Raw genomic sequence first — 21,030 nt, 5'->3', positions numbered from 1 at the left:
AGGTGTTAATATTGTCGTCATTACCTCTGTAAAATTAACTTCTGGAAATAAATAGCAACGTCAATGACTGATAAAAAAGACTCGCGAACAACAAAAACGTCTTCAAAACGCCCTGCAAAAAAAGAGCCAAGCTCGACACCTAAAGCCGCAAAAAAAACGGTGAGTAAAACCACTGCCAATAAAAAAACTGAAGCTAAAAAGAACGCGTCTGAAAATGTTAAAAAGCGCAGTATTGGGCGTAAGCTATGGTCTATTTTCTGGAAGTTAACTTTAGCGGGTATCGTCGCTATGAGTTTATATTTGATTTATCTTGATGCAAAGGTAACGCGCCAATTTGAAGGTAATAAATGGCAACTGCCTGCGCAAGTATACGCCAGAGCAATGACATTTTATCCAGGACAGTTTTTATCTAGTGACGAAGTTATTTGGGAGCTCAAACGCTTAAGTTATTCTTCCGTTAATAAAATAAGCCGTACTGGCCAATATATTAAAGGTCCAGACAGTATCAAAATTTACCGTCGTGAGTTTGATTTTTATGACGGGTTTGAGCAAGCGAGTGAAATTGAGCTGCGTTTCGCGGGGCAAAAACTGGCGACGATTAAAGATAAGTTTGGGCGCCGTGTTAATTCAGCGCGTTTGGAGCCGGTGCAAATAGCACGTATTGGCAATGACTCAAAACAAGATCGCGAATTTGTACCACTTGATAAATTCCCGCCAATGCTAAAAGATACCTTGCTGGTGGTTGAAGACCAAAATTTTTATAAACACCATGGTGTGTCTGTGTGGTCAATTATGCGTGCTTTGTATAGTAATATTAAAGCCGGTCGTACGGTTCAAGGTGGCAGTACGTTAACACAGCAGTTAGCTAAAAATATTTATTTGACCCGTGAGCGCACGCTGGTGCGTAAATTCAACGAAGCACTCATTGCTTTAATTTTAGACTACCGTTATTCAAAAGATCAGATCCTAGAAGCCTATTTAAACGAGGTATACCTTGGTCAATCCTATAACCAAGGTGTTCATGGCATGGGGTTAGCGTCAGACTTTTATTTTTCAAAGCCCGTTGATGAACTTGAGTTTGACCAAATAGCCTTACTGGTGGCAATGGTTAAAGGTCCGTCATATTACAACCCGCGTCGTTATAGTGAACGGACGATGGAACGCCGTGACTTAGTATTGCGTTTAATGGTCGAAAATCAATTAATTGATACCAGAGAGTACCGTGCAGCGCTAAAGCGTCCTATTACTGTGTCACCAATGAAAGACAGCATTACAAAATCATACCCGGGTTATTTGGAGTTAGTTGATCGTGAGTTGAAAAAACTATTACCTGATCAAGAGGTGCTAGATGCCGGTGTGAGGGTGTTTACCTATTTTGATTTGCAAAAACAAGCTGCGATGGAAGAGGCAATAGCAAATAGTTTACCGTACTTAGAGAAGCGCTCAACGACAGAGCAGTTAGAAGCGGCGATGATCTCAGTTAATGTAGAAAAAGGCGGTGTATCGGCTTTAGTTGCGGGACGTGATCCGCGCTTTTTAGGGTTTAACCGTGTACTTGATACTAAACGAAATATTGGTTCATTGGTGAAGCCTGCGGTATATTTAACGGCACTTAGTTCGCCTAATTATAACTTAGCCACCTTGTTAGATGATTCACCTTTGCAGGTGACAAATGAGCAAGGAAAAGTATGGCAGCCTGAGAACTTTGATCGTCAGTTTCGTGGTATGTTGCCGCTTTATAAAGCGTTTAGTCAAAGTATTAATATTCCAGCAGTGAATTTGGGCTTGGATGTTGGTGTTGATAACGTCGCCGATACACTTAATAAACTGGGTGTTAAAGAGCAAATAGATCATTATCCTTCACTATTATTAGGTGCACTTGAAATGTCGAGCTTTGAGGTGGCGCAGCTTTACACCACGCTTGCAGCTGACGGTGAATACCGAGCGCTGACATCGATTTCAGCAATGACTGATTCTGTAGGCAGTGTTTTGTATTCACATAAGGTGAAATCACAGCCAAGGTTTGCAAAAGACGCCATGTACATGACCAAGTATGCGATGAAGCGAGTGACAAAAGATGGTACCGCAAAACGTTTAAATGCCCATTTTCCGTCAATTCAGTTAGCGGGTAAAACAGGCACGAGTAATGACTTGCGTGATAGCTGGTTTGCAGGGTTTGATCAAAATACAGTAACGGTCGCATGGCTTGGTCGTGATGATAATAAAAGTACGGGCTTAACAGGCAGTGTAGGGGCGCTTGAAGCGTATATCCGTTATCTTAAACCGCTTAACCCACAAGCAATTGCCGATACACGTCCTGCTTCGATTCGCTGGGCATTTATTAATGAACTGACAGGAAAACAAGCACCACCGGGATGCGGTAAAGTTATTCAACTACCACTTAGGGTTAGCGAGTTCGAACCAAGGCCAAGCTGCCAGCGTTAAGTCTCTAAGTAAAAAAGCCAACATAAGTTGGCTTTTTTATAGCATACATTAAGATTTAAAAAATCGCATTGCGTCGGATAGTAGCTCTGAAAGCTGACTAATTTTTTTCGCATCACATAGGCTAGACTGCGCAGATGTTTGGGTTTGCTCTGCTAAGTGACTAATTTGTTGGGCATCGTTTAACGCTTGGGTTGTTGCTTGGGATTGTAATTGCACACGCTGCGCAATTTGCTCACCTTGTACTTTGATCTCTTGCATGCTTTTTTCTGCATTTTGTAGCACATTATTAGTGTCATTTGCTGACTGCACTGAGTGCACCATCTTCTCTACACTTGAACGCATTTTTTGTTGTGTATCATCTGATGCTTGCTGCAATGAGCTGATAATTTGGTGTATTTCTTGAGTTTGTGCCTGTGTACGTAAAGCAAGTGTTCGTACTTCATCAGCAACAACAGCAAAACCACGGCCTTGCTCTCCAGCGCGCGCTGCTTCAATAGCGGCATTTAGCGCTAATAAGTTGGTTTGATCAGCTATTTCACTAATACCTTTACTTACATTACCAATATTTTGGCTATCCACGGCTAGGCGATCGAGTGCTTGTTGGTTTTCGCTAAACTCCACTTGTAAGTCTTGCATATACTGAGCAAGCTCCATGGTGTTACGCGAGCCTTCTTTAACATGTTGGGCTGCATTTTGCGCAATTAACATTGCTTGATTTGCTGATTCTTCAACAGCATGAGCACTGTCTGACATATCACTTAATGCGTTGTGAATTGTATTTACACGCCCTTGTTGCTCGCTTACATCATGACTTGTTTGATGGCTTGCTTGTTCAAGTGATACCGTAGCGCTGCTTAAATCTACGGTTGTTTTTTTTACTTCTGCTAATAGATTACTAAATGCTTTTAGTAATGCATTGTAACGGGCTGTAATAATGCTCATTTCATCACTGCCGATAGATTCTAATCTAGCACTTAGATCGCCATTAGCAGCTTGTTCTGCTGCGCCAGCAAATCGGGTAATACCATCCACTACAGCAAAATAAAAACCAATTAATAAATAAAATGCACTCAACAAACTTAATATTGAAGCAATTAATACAATGTTTCTGATCCATTGTTGCTGCTGTAACTTGTCAGTAATTAGTTGCTCAAGTGTTGGCACACTTTGCTTTATAAGTTCTTTGATATTGCTGGTGACTGCTTGATGTAATTGAGAAAACTCGGCCTGTGTTATTTCTAAATTATCGGGCTCTAATAGTTTGCTGTCGATGGCGCGCTTAAAGTTAAGGGTACTTTGCTGTAGTTTATTTATCAAAGGAGTTAAAATTTTACTCACTTGTTTGTTGGCCGTTGTGGCTACTAATAAGGTTTTTTCAATGTTTTCTTCATACTGAGGTAAGGATTTTGATAAGTTTGACAGCGCTATAAATGTGTCAGGAGTAAAGCCTTGATTAGTTAAAACTGTATTTGCGCTATTGCTTGTTAAATTAACTTGTTCTATTAAAGCTGGGATGGGAGATACCAGTGCGCGGTTCAAGTAAGCGCTGGCTAAATGATCATCCACAGCGAGTTGCGATTGGATAGAGACTAATTCAAGCGCATCCTTGTTTTGAGAGTCACTAACTTGATAACCGAAGCTGCGAGCAATAGCAGCATTTTTATTTGTTTGGGAGTTCATTTGGTTTTCGAGTAAAGCACTGTAACTTTGTAAACCTTGACGTTTCATTGTTGAAACATGAATACTATCGGTTAATAACGAGAGTAAGAAGAATAGGCTAACACTTAGGGGAACTAATAAAATACCAAATACTAGACTAATTTTAGTTTTGTATTTTAAATTTGCCATCAAGTTGATAGCAGGGGAAGTTGCGCGTCGTAGTCCTGACATAGTGCTCTCTTGTTATAGGCAAAATAGTGAATGCTGTTTAGTAAGACCTAGCTTACTTGCAATATCATTCATTAATATTAGCCTATAAACAAAAAAAGCCCTTATGGGCTTTTTAATTACATTAAAACGAGGGAGTATTGACCTTTGTGGATTGAAATTTGTTCAATCCAGGGGCGATTTAATCGCGGCGCGAGGTTTGTCACCGAGTGGGCTCGATAACTGCTCCTGCGTTATTCTACTGGCTCACATCCATGTGAGAATAAGTAAAAATCGAGCAAAGCTTCCGCGTCCTGCTCACGCCCCTTACCTTTCCTCCATGTAGGTAACAAAGAGTTAATCGCCCCTAGAAAGAACTCTTTGGGCAGCGCATGTTTGGCATTTATACTGCGTTATCGTCGATTTATGGGGAACAACCACACACCATAGGCGCTGTCTTGCCTAAATACCAAACAGTCTGCTGCAAAATTAATCACGAAAGATCAACACACCCTAATACTTATAGTTTAGCAAAAGCGCGCTGTGCAGCGGCAATCGTATCTGTAATCTCTTGCTCTGAATGCTCAGAACATACAAAACCTGCCTCAAATGCTGATGGGGCCAAGTAAACGCCTTCTTCAAGCATTAAGTGGAAGAACTTTTTAAAGCGCTCTAAATCGCATTGTGTAGCTTGCTCGTAAGTGGTTACTTTGTCTTGATCAGTAAAGAAAAAGCCATACATGCCACCGGCATAGTTAGTTGTAAGGGCGATACCTGCAGCTTTTGCTGCTGCTTCAAAACCCTCACAGATTGCTTTACTTTTCGCTTCAAGCTTAGCGTGTAGGCCTTCAACGCTAAGTAGCTCTAGCGCTTTCAAACCTGCGGCCATTGCAATAGGGTTACCTGAAAGAGTACCCGCTTGATAGACAGGGCCAACTGGAGCTATGTAATCCATGATCTGCGTTTTACCGCCAAACGCGCCCACAGGCATACCGCCGCCAATAACTTTACCTAAACAGGTTAAATCAGGGATGATGTTGTAATAAGCCTGTGCGCCGCCAAGTGCTACGCGAAAGCCGGTCATTACTTCATCAAAAATAAGCACTGATTTATATTCATCACATACTTCACGCAGGCCTTCTAAGAAGCCAGGAACAGGAGGAATACAGTTCATGTTGCCGGCCACTGGCTCTACAATAATACACGCAATTTCATCTGCATATTTTGCAAAAATGGCTTTGACTTCATCAAGGTCATTAAACGACACTGTTAATGTGTGCTTAGCAAAATCTTCAGGAATACCCGGTGAATTAGGCACGCCCATAGTTAATGCACCTGAGCCTGCTTTCACTAGTAGTGAATCAGCATGACCGTGGTAACACCCTTCAAATTTAAGTATTTTGTCACGGCCAGTAAAGCCACGAGCTAAGCGAATTGCGCTCATGGTGGCTTCAGTTCCTGAGCTTACCATGCGAACTTTTTCGATTGATGGAACTAGCTCTTTTACTTTTTCGGCCATTAATATTTCAGCTTCGGTAGGTGCGCCGTAACTTAGGCCATTTTCTACCGCTTCAAGCACTGCTTGCTTAATTGCAGGGTGATTATGGCCCATAATCATCGGACCCCATGAACCTACATAATCAATATAACGATTGCCATCGGCATCGAAAGTAAATGGGCCTTGTGCGCTGGTAATAAATAGCGGTGTGCCGCCAACGCCATTAAAGGCACGTACTGGTGAGTTAACACCACCCGGAATAGATTGTTGTGCGCGGGCAAATAAATCTTGGCTAATTGTCATGAAAAATCCTATTAAGTTGTCACTTTAAAAATTAACTATCGCGTTTGCGGCTAAACCAAGGCACTGCAACTTCGTATTGCTCTACTTTATCGGCAACATCAAGTGTAAGTGCAAACAGAGCCATGCGAATTAATACGCCATTTTGTACTTGACGAAAAATTGCTAAGTTGTCATTTAGGTTTAAATCGTTATCGAGCTCATTAGCTTCCATACGACTATCTCGCGGCAGTGGGTGCATTAAAATAGAGTTGGGTTTGCAATGGGCATTATAAATAGATTGACTAATTCTAAAGCCACCACGGTATTTGTTTGCTTCTTCTTGTGATGGGAAGCGCTCTTCTTGAATACGTGTTTGATAGACAATGTCAGCGGCTAAATTGCCTTCCATTTTATCAACAATTTCTATTTTATGACCCGCATTATCAACAGCATCCAAAATGTAGCTTGGCATTTGTAAGCCGTCAGGTGCGACCATCGAAAACTTAATGTTTTTATAATGACACAGTAGTTTTGATAACGAATGCACCGTACGGCCATATTTTAAATCGCCAACAAGGGCGATGTGCATACCATCAATGTTTTGATCAAAGCGGTGAAGTTCACGTTCAATAGTCAGTAAATCAAGTAGTGCTTGTGTCGGGTGCTCGTTTGGGCCATCGCCGCCGTTTATGACAGGCACTGAGCAACCGGTTGCAAATTCAGCAACTGAGCCTGAATCAGGGTGGCGCATGGCGACTGCATCGGCATAAGCTGAAATAACACGAGCGGTGTCATAGAGCGACTCGCCTTTGGCAAGAGCTGAACTTTGCATACCGGTTGTTTCGCGAACCAAACCGCCTAATAAATTAAAAGCAGTACCAAAACTTACGCGAGTACGCGTACTTGGCTCAAAGAATAAGTTTGCTAATATTGCCCCTTCAAGCACGTTTGTGCGTTTTTGCTTTTTAGCATATGGCTCCATTTTCTTTGCAACTGCAAAGATACGTTCAATACAGTTACGATCAAGCTGATTGACCGAAAGAATATTTTCACCTTGGAAACTTAACATGGGGTTATTCCTATCACATTGAAAAGGGGCGCGATCTAACCATCAAAGATGGGCACGCAATCGCGCGGTACTATAGCAAATTTTTTATAAACTTGGTTTAGTTATGGCTAAAAATACGATGACTAATAGCGCTAACACGGGCAACTCATTAAAAATACGATAAAAGCGATCACTGCGTGTATTACGGTCATGTTTAAAATCAGCGAGTAATTTAAAGCAATACGCATGGTATATATACAGTGCGATGACGAGTACTAATTTGTAATGCAACCACATGCTGTATTTAAACCATTCCCGGCCATATTCAACAATGAGTAGTACACCAAATACGGCTGTTAATATGGCAAAAGGGGTTACAAAATAGAGCAAGCGACGCTCCATCACTTTAAGCATAGAATTACAGGCTCGTTCTTCACTCATGGCGTGATAAACAAAAAGGCGTGGTAAGTAAAATATGCCGGCAAACCAGGCAATCATAAAAAATACATGTAAGGCTTTATAAACCAGTAGCGCGCTCATAGTGTTCTCTTATTTTTTGTTACAGTAAGCTATTACGTATAGTAAGGATATGGCGGATCTGATCCCAGCGCATAATTCCCATAATTTGTTGGTTATCGAGTAAGTTATAAATATACACAGCACCGCTGCGTTTATCTTTTAGTAAGTCAAATACATCAGCAAGTGTTGATTGGCTACTAACGCCTTGTAAGTTAATGTAATTTATTGATATGTTTTGTTCTGACATTAAACTTAAATCGTATTCAGCTAAACGGTAGCCATTTTCAGTATCGTAAACAATCAAGGGAGTTTGACTACTCACAGCATCAAGGCTTGTTTTAATTTGTTCTTTATCCGCGGAGTAGAGCAATTTAAAGTTTTCATCCATTTCATCCATCACCCCCACTTTTTGTAATGCCTCAGTGGCAGGGGATACATGATACGACAAACCTTGAAAATCTAATTGCTGCAAGAAAATAGAACGATTACCAAAAATTTGTAATGCAGTGACGTAGGCTGTCGAAATAACCAGCATAGCAGGGACAATAATCTCAGGGCTTGAGGTCAGTTCCATAACGGTTGTTAAAGCGGCAAGCGGGGCGTGCAGTGTGGCAGCGAGTAAGCCTGCCATGCCTAATACGCTATAAGTGCCGGCTATATCAGCACCGGGGCTAATAAATTGTGCAAAAAATGCCATGAGAGTGCCCATTAATACACCCAGTCCAATAACTGGGCCTATAATTCCACCGGGGATACCCAATCCAATCGCAAATAAGGTGGCAAGCAACTTAGCAATTAAAATGGTTGTTAACAGTTGTACATCGTCAGGAGATTCAATTGCAATAGTAATAGCGCTCATACCAGAGCCCATCGCTTGTGGGACCATATAAGCTATACCGCCTGCAATTACGCCGGCCAATAGTAAACGCGGGAACATACTTAGGGGTTTAAACGTGCGAATTATCATCATCAGGTTTTGGTTAAACGCAAAAGCAACCGCGCCTAAAGCCATCCCAAAAATGATTAAAAATGGGTAATGCCAACCGCTTAAGGGGTTAACAACAATAAGTGCAAGCTCAGAGACATCACCAAATACAAATTGAGTGGCAAGGGCCCCCGTTACGGCGGCAAGCATAATGGGGACGAATATGTGGATTTTATACTCTCTGAGCACCACTTCCATCACAAAAATGACGGCTGCTAGTGGTGTATTAAACGAAGCGGCAATACCCGCAGCCACACCACAACCGCTTAGCGTGCGCATAGCATTGTGAGGTAAGTGCAGTTTATCAGCAAGCAAGCTTGCGCCCGTTGCACCCATATGTACTGAAGGCCCTTCACGCCCAACAGAAAAACCACTAATTAACGCCAGAGCACCACCGACAAATTGATTAACTGTGTTATATAACGGCATTTGTCCGTAGTGACGCTTTATGCGGTGAATAACAAAGGGAATGCCTAAGCGATAATGTTTAAAACCTGTTAGGGCTGCAAATAAGGCAATCAAAAAGGCCGCGCCAATGGGCATTAATACCCGTTCAAGGGTTGGAAGTGTTGTAAAGTCATCAGGTGTTTCAAGAAATAAACCTTGAAAGAATAAAATTGTTAAACGAAATAAGATGATAAAAAACGCAGCAATTAAACCAGCACATACACCTAGTAAGCACAGTTGCACCGATGTTTTTGGCTTAGCCAAGCGACGCCTAAGCGTTTCAAGCCACATGCATTTTTCCTCGCCACCCATTTAGGCGGGCAGTTTATCAAATGTACGGCAGTAAGTCCTTTTGATTTTTGAATTATCTACGGATAACCTCTGATTTTATCAGGCTCATTTCAAGGGCATAAGTACGGGGGGATGGGGTGATTTATTAGTGGCAAATAGACGGCTTAGTGCGCCGTATTATTAATACAGTTTCAATATACAGAAGGTGAGCTTGCAGGTATATTTATGCCCAAACCACCTCAAAATGCAGAATTCAGCGTTTCACAGGTGTTTAATATCAAGGCGTTATTTGCAGTAATGGCAGTCCCTTTTAAGAAGTTACAACGATGAAAGTAAGCGTCTGTGAAATGCCCAAAGGGTTGGTTTAAAAGCGATTTATACTGCGCTATTGATTTTAACAAGGGAGCAACCATTATTTACAATCAATGCCTTGTCTAAATCGCTTTTAATTCCAACTGACACTTACATCTTGAGGTGGCTTGGGCATATACCAGCAAGTTTAATTACACAATAAATTTTTTCAGTAAATCTTGCTGAGCATTTACGTTTTCAGCTAGATTTGTATTGGTTTCAAATTGCTCTTTAGCAAATTCATCCACTTGCACACTAATATCTTTAATATTAATTGTATTTTTATTAATTTCTTCAATAACCGTGCTTTGCTCTTCAATCGCGGCAGCTATTTGAAAGTTCCTATCCATAATGTCTTTAACTGACATAGAAATAGTGTTTAAAGATTGATTGGCAACCTCAGTTTGCTCAACACACTGCGATGCCTTTTGCTTACTTTGCTCCATAGCTTGCTGTACTTTTGATGAAAACAGTTGAATCTGCTCAATCATTGCTTTTATTTCTGTTGTTGAGCTTTGCGTTCTTGAGGCTAAGGTTCTTACTTCATCGGCCACAACCGCAAACCCGCGCCCTTGCTCCCCAGCTCTTGCTGCTTCAATTGCTGCATTTAGTGCAAGCAAATTGGTTTGCTCTGCTACGTTATTTATTACAGAAAGTATTTGCTCAATACTATTACTGTGTTCCGCTAATTGATTACTCAGTTCTTGGGAGTTAGAAATTGAATCCGATAGATTAGTAATATCTGATGTGGTTTTTTCAAACAAGGTTTTACTTGAACTCGTTGAATCATTTACCAAGGTTACTGATGTTGCAGCTTCTTGTGCGCTGGAGGCAATTTCAGATGAGGTGGTACTCATTTCATGCATCGCAGTGGCTAGACTATCAATTAATTGGTATTGTTCGTTCAGGGAGCGGCTTGATTCGGTTGATAATGATTTTGCTGCTGCACTTTGCGCTTCAACACTATTCGCTTTATCAATAACGCCCGTCACTAATATCTGTAATGACGATAAAAAGCGATTAAAACTTTTAGCTACCACGCCACATTCATCTTCTGTAGTTACAGTTAATCGTTGAGTTAGATCTCCGCCACCAGAGGCAATTTCACTGATTGCATGCTCTAGTTCATCTAGCGGTCTTAATAGTATTGTTGCCAATGTTCTGATGACCAACACACAAAAAGCAATACTTAAAATAGCAATGAAAAAGGTACGTGTTGTAAAGACGGTTAGGGATTCATACACTTTATCTTTATCAAGTAGCATGGCTAAAGACCAATCAACGCCAGCGTTATCACTCAAGGGATAAAAGTAGAGTAACTTTGTTTGTCCTTCGTGCTCAATCTCTAAAATTTGCTTACTTTCAGTTGGGGATTTTTGGTAAATATTTTGAGTTTGTTTATTGCTGAGGCTGGTGGTCGGGTGAGTAATAATCTTACCAGTGCCATCGACAACAAATGCTAAACCATTGCCGTTAAAGTTAATGGTATTTACGCTATCAGCAATGGCATTTAAGCTCAAATCACCACCAATAACACCTTGAAAACCACTAGAAGTGTTAATTGCAGTGACAACTGATAATAATAGTTCGTTTGTAGCAGCATCAACATAAGGTGCGGTAAATGAGATCGCATCGTTGTTTTGCACTAACTTGTACCATGGTCTTTCTTTAAAATCGATACCAGGTGGATTAACCCTCTGTTTATCATTAGAGCGAAGCCCTTTTTCATCGCTTAGCGTACCAAACATTAATGAAAAATCATCTGAAAAGGCTGGGTTTTCTAACCCAGCTTGAAAATTATCTTTAGAGAAGTCTGATTCAATCTGCTTTTTTAAAACATTAACTTGTGCTGATTTACTAACCAGCCAATTGCTAATGCTTTGTGATAACAGTGATGCATTATCCTGCACATACGCGTCGGTGGACTTTTTTAGCGTTTGTTGTACAAGTAAGTATGTTGTTGTTGCAAGTAGTGAAATAACGATAAATACCACTATGCCTGAAGCGATGGAGAATTTAGTTCTGATTTTCATAATATTTCACTTTTTGACTGAATAAGAACGAGTGTTTTTTGTTATGTATATATAAACATAGTCTACACTTAGGAAAAGTTTAAATGGTAAGGCGCATTCATGCAAATAAAGCTCATCTGCTTTTTGTTAACTACATCTTGCTCGTTTTCAGTATACGCTCAAGATGAACAACAAGAACTAAAAAATTTAAAATTACAGCTAAATAAAATCAGCGCGCAATTAGCCGCTTTAGAGTCATTAACACTACAGTTTGAGAGTATCAGTAAAAGAATTGAGGTGCTTGAAAATAAAAAACAGGGTTCTTCTGTTGCGTCAAATGTCGCAATAATCCCCCCAATTACTGATTTGCAATTACCTGTATCATCACCTGAGGCTATTAAAAAAGATGTTAAAATTTACGCAACAATAAGACCAACACTCGGATATATTGATGAAGACAACGAATCTCAATGGGATGTAAGAGACGCACTTTCTCATGTTGGTATTAAATCAACGGTAGAATTTAACGACCAATGGCAAGGGATTCTCCATGGTGAGTGGGGCGTTGATTTATCAAACAATGGTGATTTTGGTAAAGCTAGGCAAGTCTATGTTGCTTTGGATAGCCCTTATGGGAAGGTCGGTATAGGCAAACAGCGCCCAGCTCAGTACCTGTTTATTGCTGAGTACGTCGATATTTTTAACCACGGTAATAGCCCTTTTGCATATGATCCTGAAAGTCTCTTTTTTGTAAATAACCTGCTTACTTATCAGATAACGCAAGGTGATTTTACGTGGATGCTGGTTAGCCAATTTAATGGCGCACAAGGCGATAATAAAAGTGACCTTATCAATGGTGGGGTAAGTTATGATAAAAATAATTTACATGTTGCTTTGACGTATACAAATAAAGGTATCTATGAAAATGAACAAGCGTTGGGAGATAATAATATTGTTGCTGGATCAGTAGCTTACTCTTTTGATAGTGGTTTGTATTTTGCGCTGGGATATCAAGCAAAAGAATACAATAGAGACTTAAGCCTGGATAGAGACGGGCATACACTTGATGTATCAATGGCTTATCCGCTTAGCAAAAATTATAAAGTAAAAATGGGTTATTTTGATTTTGATGATGGACACCAAGCCGATCAAACGCAAAACTATAATGGCGCAAATTTAACGCTTGAATGGTTGCCTGCAGAAAACTTACGTTTACATGTTGAATACCTTTACCGAGACTTTGATTATTTAGCTGACTTTAGTTCATTATCAGTAGGGTTTCGCTATGATTACTCACAAAAGTGGAGTTACTAATAGTAAAAACATGCATATTTTAAAAAAGCGTTTAATACTGATTACGGGCTTACTCATGCTGATGTGTGCATTTACAAGTCATAGCAACGTAGATGTTACTATTTTAGCTGACGATGATTATCCGCCGTATAGCTATTTAGAAAATGGTGAAGTAAAAGGGATTTATATTGATTTATTGAGACGTGCTAGTACTCAATTAAAGCTAGATTATCACGTTAAAATAATTCCAACACCATGGAAAAGAGCATTACTTACCGTTAAAAAAGGCGATGTTATTGGCGTGGTTCCTCCGTATTTACATTATGATTCAAGGCCTTTTATTTCGTCATATTCGGTGGCGTTAGGGACCGAATTTGTGGTGACTTATTGTCGTGAAAATGTTGATTTAAAAGCTGCATTAAATTTAGATTTACCGGTTAATAAACCTGTTCATTTAGGAATGAATGCTGGTTATTTACTGCTGGATGAACGTTATAAACAAGCAATTGCACGAGGGCGAATCCAGTTATGGGAAAATAAAAGCACCGCAGCGAATGTAATCAAATTACTTACCAATAAAATAGATTGTTACGTCAACGATAGAAAAGCCACACAATATGAACTAAACAGCATAAATAAAACTTACCCGCAATATAATACGGTTACAGTTATAGAAAAAGATGAGCTTAGTCATAGAACCGCGCACATAGGATTTAGCCGTGAGTTTAGCTATCCATATAAAGACGATTTTATAAAAAGAATGAATAGAGCGTTGCTTGATGTGATGAATGAAACAGGGAAAGTTAAAGAGTGAGTGTTTTGATAGTTATGCGGTTTTTGTACATTGATTAGATTAAATGCATCGTTTATTATTTCGGGACTAGTTTTATAAAAAATAACAAAGCCTACATTTTGTTACAAACGCAGCATCTTGATACGTTTTTTTGATTATCAAAGAATATAATGAATGGGTGATTAATCAATAAGGAAGTCGGCGCGTAATGTGTTTATCTGTCAAACATCTCCTATCTGCAGTTGTTTTATCTTTTTTGTGTTCATCTTTTAGTTATGCCGCAGATTTAACCAGAGAAATAAGTCTAAATATTGATCAAGGTAGTGCCCCTGAGAACTTCTTTGAAGTTGGTTTAAGCTTGAGCACGTTTAATCGTTCAACGATTAATCCTCATGACGACGATCTCGACCTCGGTACCACACTCATTGGCAGTTATAATTGGCACAACTTCTTTATCGACTTTGCTAACCAAGCACCTGACTCACTTGTCTTTGGCTACACAGCTTACGCTGAAAATAATTGGTCATTTGATATTGTTTTTACCGGGCCGGGAACAGGTTTAAGAAAAAAAGAGAATCAAGTTAATTTTGAAGGTATTGACGATCGAGATGTCAACACCATGCTCGGTGGTAGAGTAACGGGTTATATTGGTGAGAATGTTGTGCAATTCACTCTTAAGCAGGGTTTAACGAGTGAAAATAGCGGTACTATTGCCTCGGCTCTTATTGGGCGTAATTGGCAAGTGAGGAACTTGAATTTTCATGGCTTATTTGGATTGTCGTTTAGAGACGCTAAGCTCAATGATTATTATTATGGTGTGTCAGAAGATGAAGCCGCCCGAACTAACTTCAAACCATTTACAGGTAAATCAACACTTAATTTTGATTCGTCACTAGGAGTAACCTATCCACTTTCAGAAAGTTGGTTATTCCGCTCTGAAATATTTGTAGGGTCAGAGTTTGGGTACAACGAAAGCCCATTATTTAATAAGCAAAAAGACATTTATACTGGCATCAGTTCAAGCATTAGTTATGTATTTTAAGTGAGTAAATCATGATACTAACTAATCAAAAAAATCCACAGAGTAAAGTGTTTATATACTTAAGCTTATTGTTACTATGTCAACTGATTACGAATAACGCGTATGCTGCTAACCATACGTTACCTAATGAAAACAAATTGCTTGTGACGCCTAAGCGTTGTGTTGCACTGCGAAAAGGGCAGACGTGTTACCAGCAGGTCACGTTTAAATGGCATCAAGTAGAACTTGGGGATTATTGCTTAGTAGAGTTATCGACATTGCATAAATTAAAGTGCTGGACGAAAATAAATAATGGTGAATTTAGTTTTGATTTTCAATCAGATAAAACACGTCATTACGCCCTGCGAAAAAGCAAGCAAGACAGCAATCTCGCTACCGCGATTATCACTGTGTCATGGGTATTCGAATCCTCTAAACGGCCCAAATCAAGTTGGAAGTTATTTTGATTGAAGAAATACCCCGCCAGCACATCATGCTAGTTGAAGATGATATGTCATTGGCTGAATGGTTTAGTGATTATTTAACAGAGCATGGTTACTTAGTAACTTTGGTTAATCGAGGGGATGTAGCGGTTGAATTGATTAAGGCCGATATGCCAGAGCTTGTTGTGCTAGATATTATGTTGCCTGTAAAAGATGGTTTTGATGTGTGCAAAGAGGCTCGTAACTTTTATCAAGGACCCATTTTAATGATGACAGCCCGTGATGATGAAATGGACGAAATATTAGGGCTCGAATTAGGGGCTGATGATTATGTAACCAAACCGGTGAAACCGCGGGTATTATTATCTCGAATTAAAGCTTTACTACGGCGCGTAAAAACCAATGCTAACACAGCAAATGTAAGCGAAAACCAAATACAGCTTGGCCAGCTTAGTATTAATGCTAACTCTCGGGCAACTAAACTACACGGACAGTATGTCGCTATTTCATCTAACGAATTTGATTTACTTTGGTATTTAGCGCAATCAGCGGGGCAAGTGGTTAATCGCACGGAATTGTTTCACCAGTTAAATGGTATTGACTATGATGGATTTGACCGCCGTGTTGATATTGTTATATCTAGATTACGTAAAAAGCTTGGTGATGACGCCAATAATCCATACAGGATCAAAACCGTGTGGGGTAAAGGTTATTTGCTTGTAGCCGACGCTTGGTCTTAATGTGAAGAAATTAACATTCTCATTGGTTATCGCAATATTTACCGCCATCATCTTTTTAGGTTGGGGCTTAGATAGTTTTTTTAATGAATACCAAGATAAAAAGCACACGGATGAATTTAGCACTTATAAGCAAATAATTACCTCATTGGCGAATACACTTGAAAAAACCGACAACGTTGTACAATTTGTAGCAATGTGGCAACAGCAAAACCAACAGCAACTGACGTTAACGCCTTTAACTGAGTTTCCTTTACCAATTAGCTTAAGAAAAAGCTTTAATCAGGGGGATCCACTGGTTCTTGAATCAGCTGAGTTGATCACCGTGAATAAGCTATTACAGTCTCAGCAGCAAGTATTGACACTGGGTATCCCACAACAAGCCAAACAACAAGATAATCTTGCTCTACAAATAATTTTAACAACCGTATTTTATGCAGGGATTCTACTGTGTGCCTTCATTTGGCTTTACCCTTTAGTTAAGCGGTTACAGTTACTCAGAAGCACGGCAAAACGCTTTGGTGAAGGGGATTTCTCTGCTCGTATTAGGGTTTCAAACTCATCTTACATAGTTGATATTGAAAATGAGTTTAACTTTATGGCTGAACAGATAAACACGTTGATTAAAGATAATAAATTATTAAGTAATGCGGTGTCACATGATTTACGAACCCCGCTAGCGCGATTGCGTTTTGGTATTGAAGCCTTGGGTGAAACAAACAATCCAAAAAATAAAGAAAAGTATGTCCGTCATTTGAGTCGAGATATTCAAGAGATGGAAAACCTCGTTGCCGTTTTACTTAATTACGCCAGCTTAGAGCAAAAAATGATTAAAGTTAAACGTTTACCGCTTAATTTAAATACCTTGATAAAATCAGTTGTGTGCAGTCTCACTTCAAGCGATGTTTGCTCGGTTGCAATGGATATAACCGAATTAGCCAAGGAAAAAATAGTCATCGATGGTGATGAAAATTACTTATCTATGCTAATTAATAATCTACTGTCAAATGCACAGCAATATGCTACTAAGCAAGTAAAGATAACAACGCAGCAAACACGCAATAATGTGGTTATGTGTATTGCAGATGATGGCCCTGGTATTTCAAAAGAAATGCGCGAACAAGTATTTAAGCCCTTTACTCGAGGAGAAAGCAACGCTATACAGCAAGGTTATGGCATGGGGTTGGCAATCGTTGTGAGAGTTGCTGCGTGGCATGGTGGTAAAGTATCTATTAGCCAGTCAGAGCTATTAGGGGGAGCTAAGTTTACGGTGGTATTTAACCGAACACCAGCCTAATTAGACGAAAAACTCATCGTTATAAACTACTTAACCTGAGTTTAGGGTGCTTACTCAGATACTGTATATCCAATACTCCCTTTAAAAAGTTTAGCGGTTTAAATTAGCTTTTTAAAGCATTGAATATAAAAAAGTTGTTATCAAGTTAAATCCCTCAATAAAAGAGCTGAACACAACAAATTCCTACATAAAGCTACATTTTATAAATTTGTAATGTGTACCTGTACACATTACAACATCTTCATACAGCACTCATTTTTTCATCACGCTAAGCTATTTTCCTACAATGGAATTGGCTATAAAAATCATGCAAAAAAAAACATTTACTTATTTATTATCAAAATTTTACTTATTAAATGAACGGCTCGAAGAGGTTAAAAAACGACTTGTTATTTCCCCTTTTATTTTATTGCTTGTCAGCTGTGTATTTATCGTTTTAATGGCGAATACGGTGTTCTTTGACAAGCTTGATGCTTTATATCCTTGGCAAGGAAATCTAAGTTTTATTATCTCGTTAAGCTTGCTGCTTTTTAGTCTGATTATTTTCGTTATGTTTGTTCTTAATATTTTGCTACCAGTCAAAATAGTGGTGTTGGTGATGCTATTGATTGCTGCAATGGTTGATTATTATGGCGTTGTGTTAGGGGTGCTGATAGATAAAACGATGATCCAAAATATTGTTGAAACGAATTTCGCTGAAGCACAAGAAATAGTTAATTTAGGGTTGTTCAGTAGAATCATTTTTATGGCGATTTTACCCGCAGCCCTATTGTTGTTAATTCAAGTGAAAAGAACTACTTGGCAACAGCGGTTACGTCAGCAAGTTTTGAGTATTACGGCGATTATGATGTTGATCCCCATACTTATCGCGCCTTTTAGTGCTCAATATACTAGCTTTTTTCGCCTACATAAGGAGCTGCGTTATTATACTAATCCTTTATATCCAATTTATTCAGCACTAGATTATTTAGCCGAACAAATCGTATCGGTAAACACCAAAGAGTTTAGAACTCTCACGACGAAAATAAGCAAAAGTAGCAGTACATTAAAGCCTAAATTAATGATTTTAGTGGTCGGTGAGGCGGTCCGAGCTGATCACCTTACTTTAAATGGCTATCCTCGTGACACAACGCCAAATATGTCAAAGCAAGTGGGGTTAATTAATTTTAGCCAAGTGAGCTCTTGCGGTACATCAACCGCTGTGTCTGTGCCTTGTATGTTTTCATTCTTCGGTCGCGATGATTTTACTGTGAGTGAGGCTAAGAGCACTCAAAATATCCTTGATGTACTCGCTGCAAGCTCAGTACGAGTAAGTTGGCGCGACAATAATTCTAGCTCAAAGGGGGTTGCTGATAGGTTGGCGTATCAAAGCTATCGCCGTTCAGAGGTTAATACACTATGTGATGTGGAATGCCGCGATGTTGGCATGTTGGTCAATTTACAGCAATACATTGACCAACAAACCCAAGACACACTGATTGTTTTACATCAAATGGGTAATCACGGACCTGCTTATTTTAAGCGTTATCCAGCTGATTTTGAATTTTTCACACCTGCTTGCGAATCGGCAGAGCTATCAGAGTGTAGCAAACACGAAATAGTTAATGCATATGACAATGCCATTCGTTATACGGACCATTTTTTGGCAGAAGTAATCAAACTTTTGCAAGCCAATGCTGCGCAATATAATACCGTGATGTTGTATGTCAGTGATCATGGCGAGTCTCTTGGTGAAAATGGGCTTTATTTGCATGGTATGCCTTATGCATTTGCACCGGATGCACAAACCCATGTGCCAATAATTTCTTGGTCTTCTGCGCCTTATATTGATATTGAAAAAACAAAATTGCACCAAGATCACGCTCATTCACATGATGCAATTGCCAATACACTCCTCTCGCTGTTTGAAGTAAAGGTCAATATAGCTGACGAGTTTAAAGTTACCCCGCCTCTTTTTTATCTAAAGCCAGAAGGGGGCAATAAATGAAAACTATAAGCTTGTTTTTGCGGCTACAGGTATGTGTATTTTATTTAGGGGGCGAGCTGAATAATTGTTTAAAAAAACTAACTAAGAAAAGCATTAAACTAAGCTTTATCATATTGTTTATTAATAGTATTACGATAAGTAGTCAGGAGGTTGAGTGTACAGCAGTTGCCGCTAGTGAAGAGCCATTTACGCTTGATAAGCTTACTTTTGTTAGTCACCCTTTGTTTGATGAAACACAATCCAATAGCTTTTATATACATAGCTTAGCGAATTGGTTACATATTAATACCCAGCAGCACGTTGTGAAAAAACTACTTCCTTTTGTACAAGCTGAAGTCATTTCTCGCGCGCAGTTTGTTGAGGCTGAACGTATTCTAAACCAATATTCATTCTTACGTAAAAGCCGAGTCAGCTTAGTCGCAGGTTGTGAGGACTCGCTAGAAAATGAACTTAAAGTTGAAACATGGGATACCTGGTCACTCGTACCGTATATCAGTTTTGGCCGACGAGCAGGCAATAATAAATATGCCTTTGGTTTTAAAGAAGATAACTTTCTCGGTCTAGGTATTCATGCTGGCGTACAATATAAAAAAGACCATTTGCGTTCAGGCTATCAAGTTACTTTCAGCATGCCGCTTAACTTTCCTAAGCAATCAACTCTAGAATTTGAGTTTGCTGATAACGATGATGGACAAAAGACCTATTTAGCTTATTCAAAGCCTTTTTATCAGCAATCATCAAAGCAGCAACATTCTGCATCGATATTCAAGGAGAATCGCCGCGACAGCATTTATCAAAACGGGACTTTAGCATGGCAATTTTCTCATGATGTTGACCAGTTTGCTCTGGCATATGGGCATTTAATTACCCAGCATAAATTAAGCGCCGCACGTATGCATTTTGGAATGAATAAAGAGCGACATCATTTTGAAAATTTAAACAGCACAATACTCACTGAGCTACCATCAGATAGAGGCTTTACCTTTCCTTGGATAGGCATGGAGTATAGCCAAGCAGACTATCAGACATTTTCTAATATTCGTTTTATTGATCATCGCGAAGATATTAATTTGGGCTGGCAATTGATGAGCAAAATAGGAGTGGATATTAGCTCATTAAATTCAGACGACAGCAAAGGTATTCACGTTGAAAATATTCTGTCAAAAGGTGTGCAATGGCAAAATACGCTCATCCTGCTCTCTACTAGTAATAAAGTTTATTGGCGCAAAGATCAACCCAATCATCAGGCGTTAGCTACTGAATTAGAGGTGTATCAATATCTAACCCCTCGTTGGGCTGGTTATTTTAAAGCGCAGTGGCGAGCAGAAAAAAATCAATATTACGATGAACCGCTTACTTTAGGTGGAGACACTGGAGTTCGTGGATATGCACAGCAATATCAACATGGTGACAATCTATGGTCAGCAACCGCAGAGCTACGTTACAACCCTCATTGGGAGTTGTATCAATTAGTCAATGTTGCTTGGGCGGCATTTGCTGATAGCGGTAAAGCATGGGGTGAATCATTTGCGACTAACAGTACTGATGAAACACTGCAGAGCATTGGCATTGGTGCAAGATTATTTTCATCACATTCAAGTGAAGGCAACGTGATCCATATGGATATTATAAAACCACTTACAACAGGTCGTAATGTGGATAGTTGGCAATGGCGCGTGCAAGTAAAGCAGAGCCTTTAAATTTATTTCAGTTAA

Annotated in this window: 15 protein-coding genes; 9 read left to right on the top strand and 6 right to left on the bottom strand. The window is 39.5% G+C overall.

Going from position 1 to position 21,030, the window contains the following annotated elements; genetic code table 11:
• Positions 1-63: 63 nt before the first annotated feature.
• A complete protein-coding gene (mrcB, locus tag ACJJVX_RS17890; protein WP_054204191.1) occupies positions 64-2,445 on the top strand; it encodes a penicillin-binding protein 1B in 2,382 nt (793 codons plus the stop codon).
• A 48-nt stretch (positions 2,446-2,493) separates the two neighbouring features.
• Here mrcB and ACJJVX_RS17885 read toward each other — a convergent pair whose 3' ends face one another.
• From ACJJVX_RS17885 to ACJJVX_RS17860, 6 genes are all read right to left on the bottom strand, one after another.
• Positions 2,494-4,335, bottom strand: a complete 1,842-nt coding sequence (locus tag ACJJVX_RS17885; protein WP_054204190.1) for a methyl-accepting chemotaxis protein — start codon at positions 4,333-4,335, stop codon at positions 2,494-2,496.
• A 496-nt stretch (positions 4,336-4,831) separates the two neighbouring features.
• The gene (gene hemL / locus ACJJVX_RS17880) at positions 4,832-6,112 is read right to left on the bottom strand and encodes a glutamate-1-semialdehyde 2,1-aminomutase (RefSeq protein WP_405632730.1); all 1,281 of its coding nucleotides are present in this window, start codon (positions 6,110-6,112) and stop codon (positions 4,832-4,834) included.
• 31 nt (positions 6,113-6,143) lie between these two features.
• Complete coding sequence (locus tag ACJJVX_RS17875; protein WP_405632728.1) at positions 6,144-7,160, bottom strand: aspartate carbamoyltransferase; 1,017 nt, start codon at positions 7,158-7,160, stop codon at positions 6,144-6,146.
• An 84-nt stretch (positions 7,161-7,244) separates the two neighbouring features.
• Positions 7,245-7,679 carry a CopD family protein gene (locus ACJJVX_RS17870; protein ID WP_054205534.1) on the bottom strand — a complete coding sequence of 145 codons (435 nt, stop codon included), beginning with the start codon at positions 7,677-7,679 and terminating at the stop codon, positions 7,245-7,247.
• 19 nt (positions 7,680-7,698) lie between these two features.
• The gene (locus ACJJVX_RS17865) at positions 7,699-9,381 is read right to left on the bottom strand and encodes a chloride channel protein (RefSeq protein WP_054453667.1); all 1,683 of its coding nucleotides are present in this window, start codon (positions 9,379-9,381) and stop codon (positions 7,699-7,701) included.
• A 503-nt stretch (positions 9,382-9,884) separates the two neighbouring features.
• Positions 9,885-11,765 carry a methyl-accepting chemotaxis protein gene (locus ACJJVX_RS17860; protein WP_054205536.1) on the bottom strand — a complete coding sequence of 627 codons (1,881 nt, stop codon included), beginning with the start codon at positions 11,763-11,765 and terminating at the stop codon, positions 9,885-9,887.
• Between the two features lie 99 nt (positions 11,766-11,864).
• Here ACJJVX_RS17860 and ACJJVX_RS17855 point away from each other — a divergent pair, with 99 nt between their 5' ends.
• The 8 genes from ACJJVX_RS17855 (at position 11,865) to ACJJVX_RS17820 (ending at position 21,015) form a co-directional block, all read left to right on the top strand.
• Complete coding sequence (locus ACJJVX_RS17855) at positions 11,865-13,058, top strand: porin (protein WP_054205537.1); 1,194 nt, start codon at positions 11,865-11,867, stop codon at positions 13,056-13,058.
• Complete coding sequence (locus tag ACJJVX_RS17850; protein ID WP_054205538.1) at positions 13,030-13,851, top strand: ABC transporter substrate-binding protein; 822 nt, start codon at positions 13,030-13,032, stop codon at positions 13,849-13,851. Before ACJJVX_RS17855 ends, ACJJVX_RS17850 begins: the two co-directional genes overlap by 29 nt.
• A gap of 187 nt (positions 13,852-14,038) precedes the next feature.
• The gene (locus tag ACJJVX_RS17845) at positions 14,039-14,872 is read left to right on the top strand and encodes a MipA/OmpV family protein (RefSeq protein WP_170173074.1); all 834 of its coding nucleotides are present in this window, start codon (positions 14,039-14,041) and stop codon (positions 14,870-14,872) included.
• Between the two features lie 11 nt (positions 14,873-14,883).
• Complete coding sequence (locus tag ACJJVX_RS17840; protein WP_082355625.1) at positions 14,884-15,318, top strand: DUF3019 domain-containing protein; 435 nt, start codon at positions 14,884-14,886, stop codon at positions 15,316-15,318.
• Positions 15,315-16,034, top strand: coding sequence for a winged helix-turn-helix domain-containing protein (locus tag ACJJVX_RS17835; protein ID WP_405632723.1), 720 nt, complete (start codon positions 15,315-15,317; stop codon positions 16,032-16,034). The genes ACJJVX_RS17840 and ACJJVX_RS17835 overlap by 4 nt, the downstream gene beginning before the upstream one ends.
• Position 16,035: 1 nt before the next feature.
• Positions 16,036-17,328, top strand: coding sequence for an ATP-binding protein (locus tag ACJJVX_RS17830; RefSeq protein ID WP_054205541.1), 1,293 nt, complete (start codon positions 16,036-16,038; stop codon positions 17,326-17,328).
• Positions 17,329-17,635: 307 nt separating this feature from the next.
• The gene (locus ACJJVX_RS17825; protein WP_054205616.1) at positions 17,636-19,315 is read left to right on the top strand and encodes a phosphoethanolamine transferase; all 1,680 of its coding nucleotides are present in this window, start codon (positions 17,636-17,638) and stop codon (positions 19,313-19,315) included.
• Positions 19,312-21,015 (top strand): ShlB/FhaC/HecB family hemolysin secretion/activation protein, encoded by a 1,704-nt coding sequence (locus ACJJVX_RS17820; protein ID WP_405632720.1) that lies wholly within the window; start codon positions 19,312-19,314, stop codon positions 21,013-21,015. Before ACJJVX_RS17825 ends, ACJJVX_RS17820 begins: the two co-directional genes overlap by 4 nt.
• Positions 21,016-21,030 lie beyond the last annotated feature (15 nt).

Origin of the sequence: Pseudoalteromonas sp. Ld20 (genome assembly GCF_045064175.1) — a bacterium.
Classification (GTDB): domain Bacteria; phylum Pseudomonadota; class Gammaproteobacteria; order Enterobacterales; family Alteromonadaceae; genus Pseudoalteromonas; species Pseudoalteromonas neustonica.
This window is presented reverse-complemented; position numbering and strand designations above follow the sequence as displayed.